Origin of the sequence: Streptomyces microflavus (assembly GCF_014650075.1) — a bacterium.
GTDB classification, from domain to species: Bacteria; Actinomycetota; Actinomycetes; order Streptomycetales; family Streptomycetaceae; genus Streptomyces; species Streptomyces microflavus.
This window is the reverse complement of the sequence record NZ_BMUG01000006.1, coordinates 1-15,362: the sequence shown is the minus strand read 5'-3', so window position 1 is coordinate 15,362 and position 15,362 is coordinate 1. Positions and strand designations below refer to the sequence as shown.

Here is a 15,362-nt window from a genome sequence, read left to right as displayed (position 1 = left end):
GACTCAGTCCAGGCCCTCGGCGAGCAGCTTCTCGGTCAAACCCCTTACGGTCGCCTCGTCCTGGGGGGAGAGCGGGGTACGGGGAGGCCGACAGGGTCCGCCGCTTCCGTCGGCCACCACGTCCTGGGACGCCTTGATCGCCTGGACGAACTCGGTCCTGGAGTCCCAGCGCAGCAGCGGGTGCAGACGCCGGTAGAGGGGTACGGCGGTGTCCAGGTCACCGGCGACCGCCGCGCGGTAGAGGGCGGTGCAGGAGCCGGGGAGCGCGTTGGGGAATCCGGCGATCCAGCCGACGGCCCCGGCCACGGCCAGTTCCAGCAGGACGTCATCGGCACCGATCAGCAGGTCGAGCCCGGGGGCGCGCTCGGCGATCTCCCAGGCCCGGCGCACATCACCCGTGAACTCCTTCACGGCGACGACGTCCCCCGCCTCGTGGAGCTGCGCCAGCAGGGCCGGGGTGAGGTCGACCCGGGTGTCGTACGGGTTGTTGTAGGCCACCACGGGCAGCCCGGCGCGGGCCACCTCGGCGTAGTGGGCGCGTACGGCGGCCTCGTCGGCCCGGTAGACGTTGGGCGGCAGCAGCAGCACCGAGCCCGCCCCGGCCTCTGCCGCCTCCTCGGCCCAGCGCCGGGCCTCCGCACTCCCGTATGCGGAGACGCCCGGCATCACCCGGGCCCCGTCGCCCGCCGCATCGACGGCGGTCTCGACCACCCGGCGGCGCTCGTCGTCGGTGAGTGTCTGGTACTCGCCGAGGGACCCGTTCGGGACGACGCCGTCGCAGCCGGCGTCGATGAGTGAGCGGACGTGGTCGGCGAAGGCGTCGAGGTCGACGGAGAGGTCGTCGCGGAACGGCAGCGTGGTGGCGACCATGACGCCGTGCCAGGGGTGGGTGCGGGTGCCGGTGCGGGTGTTGGTGCGGGTGCTGGGCATGGGTGAACTCCTTCGGTCCGAGGCGGTGGGCATGCGGGTGGGGAACTGGGAGGTCAGAGGGCTGGGGAGCCTGATGTGCCTGGGGTGCCTGAGGTGGTGGCAGGGCCGGGGCCGGATGCCGGGGCGGACTCCGCGAGGTCCTGGAGCGACACCGGGCAGGAGAGCGGGCGGCGGGCGGGGGCGAGAGGGGCGGAGCCGTCGCCGCCGGCCGCGAGGCAGGTGACGGCCGTCTCGCACAGGCGCCCCTGGCACCAGCCCATCCCGGCCCGGGTGAGCAGCTTGGCGCTCCGCGCGTCCCGGGCCCCCAACTCGTGTGCCTGCCGCAGTTCATGGGCGGTCACCTCCTCGCAGCGGCAGATCTCGGTGTCCTGGGTGACCCACTGCGGCCAGTGCGCGCCGGGGCGGTGGACCGAGGCCATGAGGTCGGCGAAGCGGCGTTGTCGGGCAGTGGCCGCGCGCGGTCCGCGGCCGCGCACGCTGCCGTGGAGGGCGGCGGCCACGCTCAGGGCTGCCGACCGGCCCTCCAGCAGGGCGAGTTCGACGCCTCCGATGCCGGTCGATTCACCTGCCGCCCACAACCCCGCTATGTCGGTGCGCTGTTGGTCGTCGGCCTCGACGGCGGGTGTCCCGTCCGGTGCGGTGCGCAGTGTGCAGCCGAGAGCGACGGCCAGTTCGAGCTGGGGGACGAGGCCGTGGCCGACGGCGAGCGCGTCGCAGGCGATCCGCACCTCGGTCCCGGCCACCGGCCGCCAGTCCCGGTCGAGGGTGGCGAGGGTGACCGCCTCGACCCGGTCCGTACCGTGCGCCCGGACGACCGCGCTGCGGGTGCGCGGCCGGATCCGGTACCGCAGGAGATCCGCCGCGAGCCGGGCTCCCTCCACCGCCTTCGCCGGGTTGCGGGCGAGCACACCGAGGCGCCCGGCATAGCCGGTGTACGAGGCGGCCTCGGCCAGCACGGGGATGTCGGCACCCGCCTCCGCCAGGGAGACGGCGACCGCGAGCAGGAGCGGTCCGCTGCCGGCCACGACGATGCGCCGGCCGGGGAGCGCGCCGGAGTCCTTGAGGATCGCCTGGGCACCTCCGGCGGCGACCACCCCGGGCAGGGTCCAGCCGGGGAAGGGGAGTTGGCGTTCGTAGGCGCCCGTGGCCAGCAGGAGGCAGCGGGCTCTCGTGACCCGTATGCCGTCGGCGGGGGTCGGGGCGGCCGGTGCGCCGTCGACCGGGACGTGGCGGAGCGTCCAGCGTTCGGGGCCCGCCGCCGGGCCGCTCTCCTCGGCCGTCCAGACGTGTCGTCGCGGGAGGCGGGTGATCCTGCCTCCGCGCACGTGTGCCGCCAGGCGGGCCGACAGCGCGGCGAAGGTGGCCCGTTTGTGGTGGACGGGGTTCCCGCGCGGGGCGAGTCCGGGGGCGGCATGGCGGAAGTACTGGCCGCCCGGGCGTTCCGAGGCGTCGATCAGGACGACGCTCAGGCCGCTGTCGGCCGCGGTGACGGCGGCGGCCAGCCCTGTGGGCCCGGCGCCGATGACCGCGAGGTCGTATCCGCCCGGCGCGGGGCCGCCACTCCCCCGCGTGCCGTCAGCTGCCGAGCCCGTCACGCCCGTGCCCTTCCTGCGAGGTGACCGTGTCGCCCTCCGACACCCTTACGAGGCACGCGCGTTGACCGGGTGCGCCATTGACGACGACCAGGCAGTCGAAGCAGACGCCCATCCCGCAGAACGCCCCTCGCGGCCGTCCGCCGACGCGTGTGGTGCGCCAGGCCACGATGCCGTGGTCCCACAGGGCGCCCGCGATGCTCTGTCCCTGGCGGGCGGCGACGGCACGGCCGTCGAAGGCGAAGCGGACGGGCCCGGCCTCGGCGGGTGGTTCGGCTCGGTGTCGCATGTACCGCTCTTCCCCTCTCTCGTACGGGAACCCGGGAACCCGGGTACGCGAATGCGCGTATGCCGGAAGGTCAGTTGCCGTTCCGTGGAGACACACCGGCGGGTTCGGCCAACCGGCCCGGGTCGAAGGGGCCGACGTCGAAATCCGTTGCCGCGCCGGTCAGTTGCCGGGCGATGGCCAGTCCGGTCGCCGGGGCGAGGCCGATCCCGGCACCCTCGTGGCCGCAGGCGTGGAAGAGGCCGGGTACGTACGGGTCGGGGCCGATGGCCGGCAGGTGGTCGGGCAGGTACGGGCGGAAGCCGCAGTAGACCCGGAGGACCCGCACCTGCGCCAGCACCGGGAAGAGGCCGGTCGCGGCGGCGGCCAGGCGTTGGACGGCTTCGGCCGAGATGCGGCGGTCGAACCCCACCCGTTCCCGGCTCGCGCCGATGAGGACGGGCCCGGCGGGGGTGCCCTCCACGACCGGCGAGGTCTGCAGCCCGGCGTCCCCGCTCGCCACATCGGCGACGTACCCGGCCGCGTAGACCTTGTGCCGGACCAGCGGGGGCAGGGGTTCGGTGACGAGGACGAAGCCCCGTCGCGGCTGGACGGGGAGGTAGGAGCCCGCGAGCTCCGCGATCCGGCCCGCCCAGGTGCCCGCCGCGTTCACGACCGCTCCGGTCAGCAGCCGGCGGCGTGCGGTGCGCACCCCGCTCACCCGGCCTTCCGGGGTGGTCGTGACGGCCGTGACCTCCTCCCCCAGGAAGAGCCGCGCCCCCGCGCGCCCGGCACACTCCAGCAGGCGGGCGGCGGCCCGGGCGGGCTGCACCTGGGCGTCCTCGGGGTAGTGGAACCCTCCGGCGAGACCGGGCGCGAGGTGGGGCTCCCGGTCGTGGAGACCGCCGGGACCGACCTCCTCCACGGTGACCCCCGACCGGGCCTGCGCGGCGGCGAACTCACGTAACGCTGAAAGCTGTTCACCGTCCTCCGCGACAACGAGACCGCCCTTGGCCTCGAACTCGATGTCGGCGGGCAGGACTTGTGCGAGGTCACTCCAGAGCCTGAGCGAAGTCCTGGCCAACTCCAGTTCGGGGCCGGGCTCCTTGTCCGAGACGAGGAGGTTGCCCTCACCCGCTCCGCTCGTGCCGCCCGCGACCGGCCCCCGGTCGACCACGGCCACGGACAGACCGGCCTGAGCGGCGTAGTAGGCGCACGCGGCACCGACGACTCCGGCGCCGATCACGACGAGATCCACGGACTCTCCCTTGAGCACGTCAGTAACATGTCACATGGCTCAGAGCCTGCCAAGACCCCGTCCCGGCCTGCTTCTCACCCGCTTCCGACCCGCCCGACGACCCGCCGACGACCCGCTCCCACCGGGCAGGAGCGGGTCGTCGGCGTCGGAAGCGCCGGTCTCGCCGGGCTCCCCAGGGTCAGTACTCGGCGGAGACCACGAGCCCCGACACCGCCTGTTCAGCGGCGATCGAGACGTAGTTCCACCCCGGGGCGGGGTTGTTCACGGTCACCGACTCGGAGTTGCCGGGCTTGGCGGACCGGTGGGTGAAGTCGGTCTTCGACGGCCAGGAACCGGCCCGGTGGTACAGGTCGGCGTTGCCCGTTCCACCGTGGGTGCTGATGCGCAACTTCGTTGTCCCGGCGGGGACATAGAGGGTGAGGTAGGCGTAGTCGCCGGCCCTGGCCGAGACGCCGGACCGTGCGCAGTTGCGGTCGAGCCGGGTCCGCTCGGGGAGGGTGCACTCGGGCAGGTCCGGCGGATCGGTCGGGTCGGTGGGGTCGGTGGGGTCCGTGGCCTCTCCGCAGTCGCCTGCGGCACAGGCGGTGAGCCAGGCGTTCCAGCCGGCGTCGTAGCGGGTGCCGATGGTGGTCTTGAGGTGGGTGCGGGCCGCGTTCCAGTTCCCGGCGCGGTAGTGGCGGAGGGCGGTGTCCAGGTCCGCGCGGTGGGACTGGAGCAGGTAGCGGACCGCGAGGTAGCCCCAGCGGTAGACGCGTGTGCTGTCGCTGTTGTCGTAGGTGGTGTCGAACAGGGTGCTCAGCGGGTAAGTGCGCTTTTCCGCCTCGGCGATGGCCGCGTCGTAGGTGAGTTGGCGGTACGAGTAGGAGACGTACTCCGCGAATCCCTCGACCCACCAGACGGTCGGGGTGGTCATGCCGTCGGCGAAGTCACCGGCCATGGTGAAGCGGCCGTCGAGGTAGTGGGTGTACTCGTGGTTGAGGTTCCAGATCTGGAAGTCCGGCCTCAGCCACTCGGCCTCGTAGGCGATGAAGCGCGGCTGGTTGCCCGCGGCGGAGGGGTCGCCCTCCAGGTACATGCCACCGTTGTTCGTGTCGATGCCGAACATGGCGCCCGCGTAGGTCCCGTAGTCGTCGCTGGAGTTGTAGACGACCACTTCGAGGCGGGTGTTGAGGTCGCCGGCCACCGGTCCTTCGTCACGCGCGATGCCGTGGAAGAAGGCGTCCTGGCCCGCCAGGCTGGCACAGGTGGAGGCGAGTTGGGCGGCGGACATCTCCTGAGCCCGGATGCGCAGGCTCGCGCTGCAGTCGTGCCGGACCGGCAGGGCGGCCCTGTCGAGGCGGTCGGGGAGGTCGCAGGTCGCGAAGTAGGCGCAGTTGCCCGCGTCGTAGTAGTTCGCCGACTCGGCCAGGCCCACCCACAGCGGTGCCGTCGCCCCGGTGATGGACGTCCGGTCGAGCAGCCCCTTGACCTGCGGGCGGACCGTGGGGCGCAGCGCCTCGTACGGCAGGAAGCGGGCGAGTTCGCGGCCCGCGTTGGTGACGAGGAAGGCGTGCTCGGTGCCAAGGAGGGCGAGGTTGCGGGAGGCGAAGGAGTGGACCGTGTCGGCCGTGGACCGGTCCGCCGTCACCGCCGTGACAAAAGCGGGGAGTTGGTGCCCCCGGAAGAGCACGGTGAAGGTGTTGTTCACGGCGGCCCGCATGTTCCAGAGGGCGTTGTACGAGGTGTCGTAGCCGGTGAGCAGCCGCCGGACCACATCGAGGTAGCGGGCGTTCTCCTGGGAGCTGTCGATGAGGATGACCGCTTCGGAGAGCGTCTCGCCATTGGCGTCGGTGACATCGCGGGAGCGCGGGGAGGCGAAGAACGCGTCGAGCGCGGACCGTATCGCGGTGGTGAGCGCCGGTCCGTACGGGCCGACGACCGGCTCGTTGTACCACTGCACGTAGTACCCGGCCCGCAGGTACAGCACCAACTGGGGTACGCCGGTGGTCCCGTTCCCGGGATAGGCGGCCGAGGCGTCGCGCAGCGCGTACGCCACGGTCACCATCTGCGCCTCACGGAACGCCAGGCGCGCGTTCTCGCCGGTGAGGCCGAACAGCGTGTTGACGCACTCCGTGGTGGACGCCTTGATCTGCTGGACGAGGGCGCTGCCGGTACGCGAGGTGAAGTCCGCCGGATCGCAGGCGGCGGCAGCGGTGGCGGACCCTTCCGCAGGCTGGTCGTAGTCCCGCCTGAGCGCCGCGTCGGACGCGGGGGCCGGACCTCGCTCGTCGACGGGCAGGGCCGAGGCGCGTACGTGGTCGGGTTCGGGCGCAGCGTCCGGCAGGAGGGACGCGGCGGGCGGGATCTCCGCGCCACCGCCGTCCACCGGGTCCGTGACGGCCGCCGGGGGGCGCGGGGCTGAAGCGAACGACGGGGTGCTGAACGAGGTCGTACCCAGGCACATGCAGAGCGCCAACGCGGCTAAGGTCGCGGCGCGTCTGCGCATCGATGCTGGTTTCACCAGCTGCCTCCTCTTAAGGCTCACCCGGGACGGGTGTGGGGGATGAGGGCGGGTGGGGATGGCGGAGCGGCACCTCGCACATCGATGTCGTTGACATGGACACGCAAGGTGCTGTGCGACAGTACAATTTCACACAGCACTGGTTTTGAGAAGGCACCCGGCGCGACTTTCGGCCCCGGGGGGCACGACGACGGCCCCCGCTGAACGTGTCAGCGGGGGCCATCGTCGTAACGGCGTCGGATCAGGCGCTCAGGTCGCTGTCCTTGACCGCAGAGACGAACGACGACCAGCCGTCGGCCGCGAAGGTGAGCGCGGGGCCTTGGGGGTTCTTGCTGTCCCGGACCGGAACGACCGGGGCGAAGTCGTCGGCAACCTCAAGGCACTGGCCGCCGTCCTGGTTGCTGTAGCTGCTCTTGCGCCAAGTGGCTGCGTTCAGATCAAGGGCTCGCACGTACTTCCTCCAGGATGCGCAGAATGAATCTCCGCGACGCCCGTCAGGCAGGCAGGCAGGCTGAGGTGCATGACGTCAGCGTCGGCGAGACCGTGCGGGCTCCCGCCGAACGTGGCAGCGGGGGCCATCTCGTACCGGCGCCGGATCAGGCGCTCAGGTCGCTGTCCTTGACCGCAGAGACGAACGACGACCAGCCGTCGGCCGCGAAGGTGAGCGCGGGGCCTTGGGGGTTCTTGCTGTCCCGGACCGGGACGACAGCGGTGAAGCCGTCCGCGACCTCAAGGCACGCGCCGCCGTCCTGATTGCTGTGGCTGCTCTTGCGCCAGGTCGCGGCGGTCAGGTCGATGGATCCCACTTCAGCTCCTCCAACACGCCTAGGACGAAGTTTCGCGACTCGGCCGGGGAAAGTGCCAGGTCACGTGTCGCATCGTACACACGCTGCACACGCTCCACCGCGGCGTTCTCCTCGATGAGGTCACCTCCGTATCCGTTTTCCGTGTAGGCCACCGTACGAGCATCCGGAAGCCGAAGGAACCAGACGTCAGTGCTCGACAGACCGTGCAACCCAGCCTGCTGCGGAAGGACTTGAAGCGTCAGGTTCGGCCGCTCGGCCATCTCAGCCAGGTACTCCAGCTGCTTGCGCCACTCCCCCGTATCCCGCAGCGCCGTCCGCAGTGTCGCCTCCGACAGGATCGTCCGGAACGGCGGAGCCCCCTCACCCTCCAGCAGGCTCTGCCGCCCCATCCGGGCCTCGACCTGCTGGTCCAGCGCCTCGCCCTTGAGACCACCGGCCGCCAGCAACTCCCGTGCGTACGCAGGTGTCTGCAACAGCCCCGGCAGCACGCTCACCGCGAAGTGCCACAGGCTCACCGCCTCGGCCTCCAGCGCCATGTACCGCCGGTACCGCTCCTTGAACTGCGTCTTGTCGCTGACGGCCAGTTCCCAGAGCGCCAGTAGCAGCCCCGGCGTCCCGTAGTGGACGTCCAGCGCCTGGACCACCTCCGGGCCGCCGACCGTCTCACCCTTCTCCATCTTGCCGAACAGCGACCAGTCCCAGCCCAGCCGGTCGCCCAGCTGCCGCAGGCTGTGGCCGCGTGCCGTGCGCAGGAGCCGTAGCTCCTCCGCGAAGCGCGCTCGTGGTTCCCTGCTGCGGCCCGTGACCGCTCGCCTCGTCGGCATCGCGTCCTCCGTGGAACGTGTGGAACGTGGTTCTCCCGGCCGGGAAGCTGCTCCCGGCTCCTGCCGGATCGCACCCCTGGCCAGGCCATTCTCGTAATGAGCCCCTCACGCACGGTAGTTCAGGACGTGCGGCCGGGGCGCCCCTTCCGTCCAACATCCAGCCGAAGGAGGACGTCATGACGTCCAGGCCGCCCCTCCCCCGCCGTACCCCGCAGAGCGCCGCCCTCAACTCCGGTCCCGCCAAAGTGAAGGAGGCACTGGACGCGCGGGACGCACTCGCCACGGCTCTCACCCGGGCCGGTATCCAGCTTCCCGCCATGGATGTCCGTACGCCGTGGGCCGACACCGTCCCCGAGGAGCGTTCGGGCGAGATCCGGTACGCCCTCGTGCACCTCGGGGTCTGCTCCGCACCCGTGGCCCACGCGTTGGCGACCGCCATCACGAACGGGCTGGCCGGGTGAGGGAGGACTCCGGCCCGGCGGTCGGGGCGGCCGTCCACGACAGCGGGTGCGACCGGGTGGGCGTGGTGCTCGGCCACCACGGCGCCCGCCTCCGGCTCGCCCCGCTCGGGGGTGGCCGCGCGTGGGAGGCGGACCCCGCCGACGTACGGCCGCTCAGCCGCGCCGAACTGCTGAGCGCCCAGCTCGCCGAGGTGAACGCCCGTAGCCGGAGCCCGCTCTGACGTCAGCCGCAGGACTCCTTCGTGGGCTGCCGGCGTCCGGGAGCCGGGGAGCCGGGGACCTCGCCCAGGGGGGCGCTGCCCTGTTCGAGCAGCCGCCGCTGGGAGAGCAGGTAGCCCAGCTCGGCCCTGCTGCGGCTCCCGAGCGCTTCGGAGACCTTGCGGATGTGGGTGGACACGGTGCGGGCGCTCATGCCCAGCCGGGACGCGATGGATTCGTCCGTGTGGCCGGTCACGACCATGCGAAGCACGGTTCTGCGGACCGAGCTGGTGAGCAGGTCGGGGCGGTGCCGTTCGATGCTGATGGCGACGGGCTCGGCCCGCTCCCACGCATGGTCGAACATCTTGGCCAGGAACTCGATCACGCCCGGGTCACGGAGAGCCAGCGCGGTGCTCTTGCGTTCCGCGGTCCCCGGGATGAAGGCGACCGAGCGGTCGCAGATGATGACGCGCTCGAAGATCTCATCCACGGTACGGACCTGGGCACCTTCGGCGAGGACCTGTTCGATGTAGGCCAGGGTGGGCGCGTGCGACCGCACACTGTGCTGATAGAGCGTGCGCTGCCGTACGCCCTTCCGCAGCAGAGCAAGATCGCGGGGCAACGCCTCGGCGAGCAGCGCGGGCGGCCGGCCGCCGCCGGGCTGCGCGGTCAGCAACTCCTCCTTGCAGGACCCGACGGCCTTCCGGAGCGCCTCGCCGATCACCTCCTCACCGCTCAGCGGCTCGATGGGCAGCTCCGCCCGGCGCTGGACCTTTCGGTAGACGGCTTCCGCCGCCAGGAAGGATGAATGCAGGACTTCCAGGGTGTTCCGTCGCTCTTCGATGTCACGCTCGATATGACGCGCGAGTTGTGATTCGGCGATACTCGGGGGAACAGGCACGTACACGGCCCGTCCGCCGGGCAGCGGCCGCAGAAGCCCGGACCTGATGAGGCATCCGGGCACATCACCGGATACCGTCCCCGCCTCCAGCGCCTCACGGTAGCGCCGCAGTCCCTCCTCGCACAGGCGCACCTCGGTAAGTGGCGTTATGTCAGGTTCTGGCGCCATCTGCTCATCCTTCGTGTTGCCGCAATGCGTGGTCAGGACGACAGGCAGGCTCGCATCGTCGCCGGAATATGCGAAAGGATGGCCGTGACGCAAAAAAAGCGCCCGGACAAATGCAGTAGTGGCACCTTCCCGGAGTCGATTCACAGGAACTCGCCCGGGAAATTTCACAAACGGGAAACGCCCGCAGTGAAACATGGAAACAATCACATCGATAAGGTGATGGTATGTATCGGACCGTCAGCGCTGCGCATACTTGCTTTTCACAGCGCGCACGCCGTGCACAACAGACACGAAAAGACTCGGCCTGGGGCTGATGCACAAAAAGCGCAATCGGCATCATTCCCTATCCGGCCTTTTTCTCCTCGAAATTGACAGAGAAACGTCTCGCATCCTGAGACGGGCGGTGCGGCGGGCGCGCTCCCTGCGGGGCCCGGAGGCACCGCCTCAGTCCTGGGCGAGATCGTCCGGGGCCGACCTGGCGAGGTCGCCGAGGGTCGCGAGGGCCCTGGAGAGGGTCTCGGCGCCCGGCGAGGCGAGGCCGAGACGGATCGCGTGCGGTCCGCGGTGGCTCCGGCCGACGGAGAACGCGGCGGCCGGAGTCACCGCGATACCGTGCCGCGCCGCAGCGGCGACGAAGGTGTCGGCGCGCCACGGCCTCGGCAGCTCCCACCAGCGGTAGTACGACCCCGGTGCGCTACGGGTCACGAAGTCACCGAGGTGGCGCTCCGCGATCTCCTGCCGCTCGACGGCCTGCCGCTGCTTGGCCCGTACGAGAGTCTCCACGGCACCGTCCGCCTGCCACTGGGCCATCGCTTCCAGGGGAAACCGCATGGGCGTCCAGCCACCCGAGCGCAGAGCGGCCGCGACGCCGGCCGACATGGCGGCGGGGGCCACCGCGAACCCGAGAGACAGCCCCGGGGAGAGCCGTTTGGACAGACTGTCGACAAGGACCGTCCGCTCCGGCGCACGCGACGCGAGGGGCGGCAGATCGTCCCGGAGGAAAGCCCAGACGGCGTCCTCGATCGCATGGATCCCGCACGTCAGCAGCACATCGGCCAGGCGGTCCAGCCTGCCCGCGGACATGGTCAGCGACAGCGGATTGTGCAGGACCGGCTGTACGTAGACGGCGTGCAGCGGCCCGGCCCGGTGCGCCTCCTCCACCGCTTCCGGAATGAGCCCGTCCGCGTCCATCGCCAGCGGCACGAGGGTGACGCCGAGCCGGGTGGCGATCGCCTTCAGCACCGGATACGTCAGCTCCTCGACGCCCAGCCGCGCGCCCGGCCGGGTCAGCGCGGCGACGACCGCCGAGATCGCCTGGCGGCCGCTCCCGGCGAACAGGATCCGCGCCGGATCGGGGCGCCAGCCGCCCCGCGCGAGCAGGTCGGCCGCGGCATCGCGCGCGGCGGGGGTACCGGCCGCTCCGACCGGTCGCAGTACCGGCTCCAGACGATCCGGGAGCAGCAGCCTGCCGAGACCGGCGGCGAGCAGCCCGGCCTGCTCGGGCACCACCGGGTAGTTGAGCTCAAGGTCGATCCGGCTGTCGGCGGGCTCGGACAGTGCGGGGGCGGCGGCCGCCGGGCCGGGGGCGTCGCAGACGAAGGTGCCGCGGCCCACATGGCCGACGGTGAAACCCCGGCGGGCGAGCTCCTGATAGACGCGGGTGGCCGTGGAATTGGCGATGCCGTACTTCCGGGCGAATTCCCGTTGGGCGGGGAGCCGTTCACCCGCCTTGAGCCGGCCCGCTCGGATCTCCTCCGCCACCGCATCGGCGACGCTCCGGTAGTCCTTCACGAACCTCACCTCCCGTACTCATCACTCGCCGGCATCACCCGCCGACCCGTTCATCGTCTTGCTCAGCGACAGCGAAGCACAGCATTGCACCGAGTTCAATATTCCGTATTGAACCGAGGAAAGATTTGACCTTACACTCGAATTGCTCCGATGCCCGGCTCCGCAGGAGACCGGAAATGCACGGAGCCGGCGACGGAACTGGCCGCAGAACAGACCCACGGAACAGACCACGGAACAGAAGGCGGCGCGCAAGCAATGGTTGAGCTGACCGGAGTACTGGGAGTCGCGATGGTGGCCCTGGGGATGGTGCTCACCCCCGGCCCGAACATGATCTATCTCGTCTCCCGGAGCATCACCCAGGGCCGGCGCGCCGGAGTCGTCTCCCTCGGCGGTGTCGCGGTGGGGTTCCTGGTCTACCTGCTGGCGACGAACCTCGGCCTCTCGGTGGTCTTCATCGCGGTGCCCGAGCTGTACATCGCGGTGAAGCTGGCCGGCGCGGCGTACCTGGCCTACCTCGCCTGGACGGCCCTGAGGCCCGGGGGTGTCTCCGTCTTCGCCCCCCAGGACATGCCGCACGACTCCCCGCGCAAGCTCTTCACGATGGGGCTGATGACGAATCTGCTCAACCCGAAGATCGCCATCATGTACCTCTCGCTCATCCCGCAGTTCATCAACCTGGAGTCGGGGCACGTGCTGTTCCAGGGGTTCGTGCTCGGCTCCGTCCAGATCGTGGTGGCCCTCACGATCAACCTGAGCATCGTCCTGGCCGCCGGATCCATCGCCATCTTCCTGGCCCGCCGCCCCGGCTGGCTCAAGGTGCAGCGCTACATGATGGGAACGGCACTCGCCCTCCTGGCCGTCTCGGTCGCCCTGGACACCTCGATGCCCGCCAGTTCGAGCTGATCCCGCACGGTCATCGCGGTGAGCTGCTCGGCGTGTTCTTGGAGTGAGCGGACGCCGACGTCGCCGTGGTTGAGGGCGTCGATGCCCTGGACGGCCGCGGCGAGGGCCTGGACCGTGGTGAGGCACGGGACGGAACGGGCGACCGCGGCGGTGCGGATCTCGTAGCCGTCGAGCCGGCCCCCGGTGCCGTAGGGGGTGTTGACGATGAGGTCGACCTGCCCGTCATGGATGAGCTGGACGATCGTCCTCTCCCCGTTCGGGCCCTCCCCTTCGGACTGCTTGCGCACGACGGTGGCGTTGATCCCGTTGCGCTTGAGGACCTCGGCGGTCCCGGAGGTGGCCATCAGCTCGAAGCCGTGGGCGACGAGCTCACGGGCCGGGAAGATCATCGAGCGCTTGTCCCGGTTCGCGACCGAGATGAACGCCCGCCCCGACGTCGGCAACGGCCCGTAAGCCCCCGCCTGCGACTTCGCGTACGCCGTGCCGAAGACGGAGTCGATGCCCATGACCTCGCCCGTGGAGCGCATCTCCGGACCCAGGACCGTGTCGACGCCCCGGCCGTGGATGTCCCGGAACCGGGACCAGGGCATGACGGCTTCCTTGACGGAGATCGGCGCGTCCAGCGGCAGCGTGCCCCCGTCGCCGGTCTTCGGCAGCAAACCCTCGGCGCGGAGTTCGGCGATGGTCGCGCCGAGGGAGATACGGGCGGCGGCCTTCGCCAGCGGGACAGCGGTCGCCTTCGAGGTGAAGGGGACGGTGCGGGAGGCACGGGGGTTGGCCTCCAGGACGTAGAGGATGTCCCCGGACAGGGCGAACTGGATGTTGATCAGCCCGAGGACACCGACACCCTTGGCGATGCCCTCGGTCGAGGCCCGCAGCCGCTTGATGTCGAACCCGCCCAAGGTGATCGGGGGCAGGGCGCAGGCCGAGTCGCCGGAGTGGATCCCGGCCTCCTCGATGTGCTCCATCACACCGCCGAGGTAGAGCTCGGTGCCGTCGTACAACGCGTCGACATCGATCTCGATCGCGTCGTCGAGGAACCGGTCGACCAGGACCGGGCGGGTGGGGCTGATCTCGGTGGACTCCGCGATGTAGGAGGCCAGGCGGGTCTCGTCGTAGACGATCTCCATGCCCCGGCCGCCCAGGACGTAGGAGGGGCGGACCAGAACCGGGTAGCCGATCTCGTCCGCGATCGCCTTCGCCCCGGCGAACGTCGTCGCCGTCCCGTGCTTCGGCGCCGGGAGTCCGGCTTCGGCGAGGACCTGGCCGAAGGCGCCGCGGTCCTCGGCGGCGTGGATCGCTTCCGGGGACGTGCCGACGATCGGGACCCCGTTGTCCTTCAGCGCCTGGGCGAGGCCCAGGGGCGTCTGGCCGCCGAGCTGGACGATGACCCCGGCGATCGGGCCGGCGAGGGATTCGGCGTGGACGATCTCCAGGACGTCCTCCAGCGTGAGCGGCTCGAAATACAGCCGGTCGGAGGTGTCGTAGTCCGTCGAAACCGTCTCCGGATTGCAGTTGACCATCACCGTCTCATAGCCCGCGTCGGACAGGGCGAAGGAGGCATGCACGCAGGAGTAGTCGAACTCGATACCCTGCCCGATCCGGTTCGGACCCGAACCGAGAATGATCACAGCAGGCTTCGTACGGGGCGCGACTTCGGACTCCTCGTCGTAGGAGGAGTAGAAGTACGGGGTGTTCGCCGCGAACTCCGCCGCACACGTGTCAACCGTCTTGTACACCGGGCGGATCCCCAGCGCGTGGCGGACCTCACGAACCACGTCCTCACGCAGCCCACGGATCTCACCGATCTGCGCATCGGAGAACCCGTGCCGCTTGGCCTCGGCCAGCAACTCAGGGCCGAGCTTGTCAGCAGCGGCCAGCTCGTCGGCGTACTCCTTGATCAGGAAGAGCTGGTCGACGAACCAGGGGTCGATCTTCGTGGCGTCGAAGACCTCCTCCTGGGTGGCGCCGGCGCGGATCGCCTGCATGACGGTGTTGATCCGGCCGTCCGTGGGCCGGGTCGCCTCTGCCAGTAGCTCCGACTTGTCGCGGACCGGCCCGGTGAAGGCGAACTGCGAACCTCTCTTCTCCAGCGAGCGCAAAGCTTTCTGGAGGGCTTCGGTGAAGTTCCGGCCGATCGCCATCGCCTCACCCACCGACTTCATCGTCGTGGTGAGCGTCGAGTCGGCGGAGGGGAACTTCTCGAACGCGAACCGCGGCGCCTTCACCACCACATAGTCGAGCGTCGGCTCGAACGACGCCGGCGTCTTCTCCGTGATGTCGTTCGGAATCTCATCCAGCGTGTAACCCACGGCCAGCTTCGCAGCGATCTTGGCAATCGGGAAACCCGTCGCCTTGGAGGCGAGCGCGGAGGAGCGGGAGACGCGGGGGTTCATCTCGATGACGATGACCCGGCCGTCGGTGGGGTCGATCGCGAACTGGATGTTGCACCCACCGGTGTCGACACCCACCTCACGGATGATCGCGATCCCGACATCCCGCAGCCGCTGATACTCCCGGTCGGTGAGGGTCATGGCGGGGGCGACGGTGATGGAGTCACCGGTGTGGACACCCATCGGGTCGAAGTTCTCGATCGAACAGACGACCACGACATTGTCGTTGCGGTCCCGCATCAGCTCCAGCTCGTACTCCTTCCACCCCAGAATCGACTCCTCCAGGAGCACCTCCGTGGTCGGAGACAGGGTCAGGCCCTGGCCGGCGATGCGGCGCAGCTCCTCCTCGTCGTGGGCGAAGCCGGAGCCGGC

At 70.5% G+C, this 15,362-nt stretch carries 14 protein-coding genes; 3 read left to right on the top strand and 11 right to left on the bottom strand.

The window, feature by feature from the left end; genetic code table 11:
- Positions 1-3: 3 nt before the first annotated feature.
- The 8 genes from IE264_RS18265 to IE264_RS18230 form a co-directional block, all read right to left on the bottom strand.
- Positions 4-930 carry a dihydrodipicolinate synthase family protein gene (locus IE264_RS18265; protein WP_051821669.1) on the bottom strand — a complete coding sequence of 309 codons (927 nt, stop codon included), beginning with the start codon at positions 928-930 and terminating at the stop codon, positions 4-6.
- Positions 931-983: 53 nt separating this feature from the next.
- Positions 984-2,525, bottom strand: a complete 1,542-nt coding sequence (locus tag IE264_RS18260) for an NAD(P)/FAD-dependent oxidoreductase (protein WP_051821668.1) — start codon at positions 2,523-2,525, stop codon at positions 984-986.
- Positions 2,506-2,811: a (2Fe-2S)-binding protein gene (locus IE264_RS18255; RefSeq protein WP_032753476.1), complete on the bottom strand. Its 306-nt coding sequence runs from the start codon at positions 2,809-2,811 to the stop codon at positions 2,506-2,508. Before IE264_RS18255 ends, IE264_RS18260 begins: the two co-directional genes overlap by 20 nt.
- 70 nt (positions 2,812-2,881) lie before the next feature.
- On the bottom strand, positions 2,882-4,045 hold the full coding sequence (locus tag IE264_RS18250) for an NAD(P)/FAD-dependent oxidoreductase (RefSeq protein ID WP_106973054.1): 1,164 nt from the start codon (positions 4,043-4,045) through the stop codon (positions 2,882-2,884).
- 178 nt (positions 4,046-4,223) lie between these two features.
- Positions 4,224-6,545: a M9 family metallopeptidase gene (locus tag IE264_RS18245; RefSeq protein ID WP_032753472.1), complete on the bottom strand. Its 2,322-nt coding sequence runs from the start codon at positions 6,543-6,545 to the stop codon at positions 4,224-4,226.
- 241 nt (positions 6,546-6,786) lie between these two features.
- Positions 6,787-6,996 carry a DUF397 domain-containing protein gene (locus tag IE264_RS18240; RefSeq protein WP_190167667.1) on the bottom strand — a complete coding sequence of 70 codons (210 nt, stop codon included), beginning with the start codon at positions 6,994-6,996 and terminating at the stop codon, positions 6,787-6,789.
- Positions 6,997-7,141: 145 nt separating this feature from the next.
- On the bottom strand, positions 7,142-7,351 hold the full coding sequence (locus IE264_RS18235; protein ID WP_190167666.1) for a DUF397 domain-containing protein: 210 nt from the start codon (positions 7,349-7,351) through the stop codon (positions 7,142-7,144).
- Complete coding sequence (locus IE264_RS18230) at positions 7,333-8,175, bottom strand: helix-turn-helix domain-containing protein (RefSeq protein WP_032753470.1); 843 nt, start codon at positions 8,173-8,175, stop codon at positions 7,333-7,335. The genes IE264_RS18235 and IE264_RS18230 overlap by 19 nt, the downstream gene beginning before the upstream one ends.
- Before the next feature lie 176 nt (positions 8,176-8,351).
- On the opposite strand from IE264_RS18230, the gene IE264_RS18225 reads away from it, so the two are divergent.
- Positions 8,352-8,636: a hypothetical protein gene (locus IE264_RS18225; RefSeq protein ID WP_032753468.1), complete on the top strand. Its 285-nt coding sequence runs from the start codon at positions 8,352-8,354 to the stop codon at positions 8,634-8,636.
- Positions 8,633-8,857, top strand: coding sequence for a hypothetical protein (locus IE264_RS18220; RefSeq protein WP_032753466.1), 225 nt, complete (start codon positions 8,633-8,635; stop codon positions 8,855-8,857). Before IE264_RS18225 ends, IE264_RS18220 begins: the two co-directional genes overlap by 4 nt.
- A gap of 2 nt (positions 8,858-8,859) precedes the next feature.
- Here IE264_RS18220 and IE264_RS18215 read toward each other — a convergent pair whose 3' ends face one another.
- Both IE264_RS18215 and IE264_RS18210 read right to left on the bottom strand, forming a co-directional pair.
- Positions 8,860-9,903, bottom strand: coding sequence for a LuxR C-terminal-related transcriptional regulator (locus IE264_RS18215; RefSeq protein ID WP_032753465.1), 1,044 nt, complete (start codon positions 9,901-9,903; stop codon positions 8,860-8,862).
- 444 nt (positions 9,904-10,347) lie between these two features.
- Entirely contained in the window at positions 10,348-11,694 is a 1,347-nt protein-coding gene (locus IE264_RS18210) for an aminotransferase-like domain-containing protein (RefSeq protein WP_032753916.1), read from the bottom strand.
- A 255-nt stretch (positions 11,695-11,949) separates the two neighbouring features.
- Between IE264_RS18210 and IE264_RS18205 the strand changes: the two genes are divergently transcribed.
- Positions 11,950-12,597: a LysE family translocator gene (locus IE264_RS18205; protein WP_031126948.1), complete on the top strand. Its 648-nt coding sequence runs from the start codon at positions 11,950-11,952 to the stop codon at positions 12,595-12,597.
- Here the strand turns inward: IE264_RS18205 and carB are convergent.
- Positions 12,519-15,362 (bottom strand): carbamoyl-phosphate synthase large subunit (gene carB / locus IE264_RS18200; protein ID WP_190167665.1); only part of this gene is annotated, 2,844 nt, incomplete at its 5' end. The two genes, IE264_RS18205 and carB, sit on opposite strands and share 79 nt — an antisense overlap.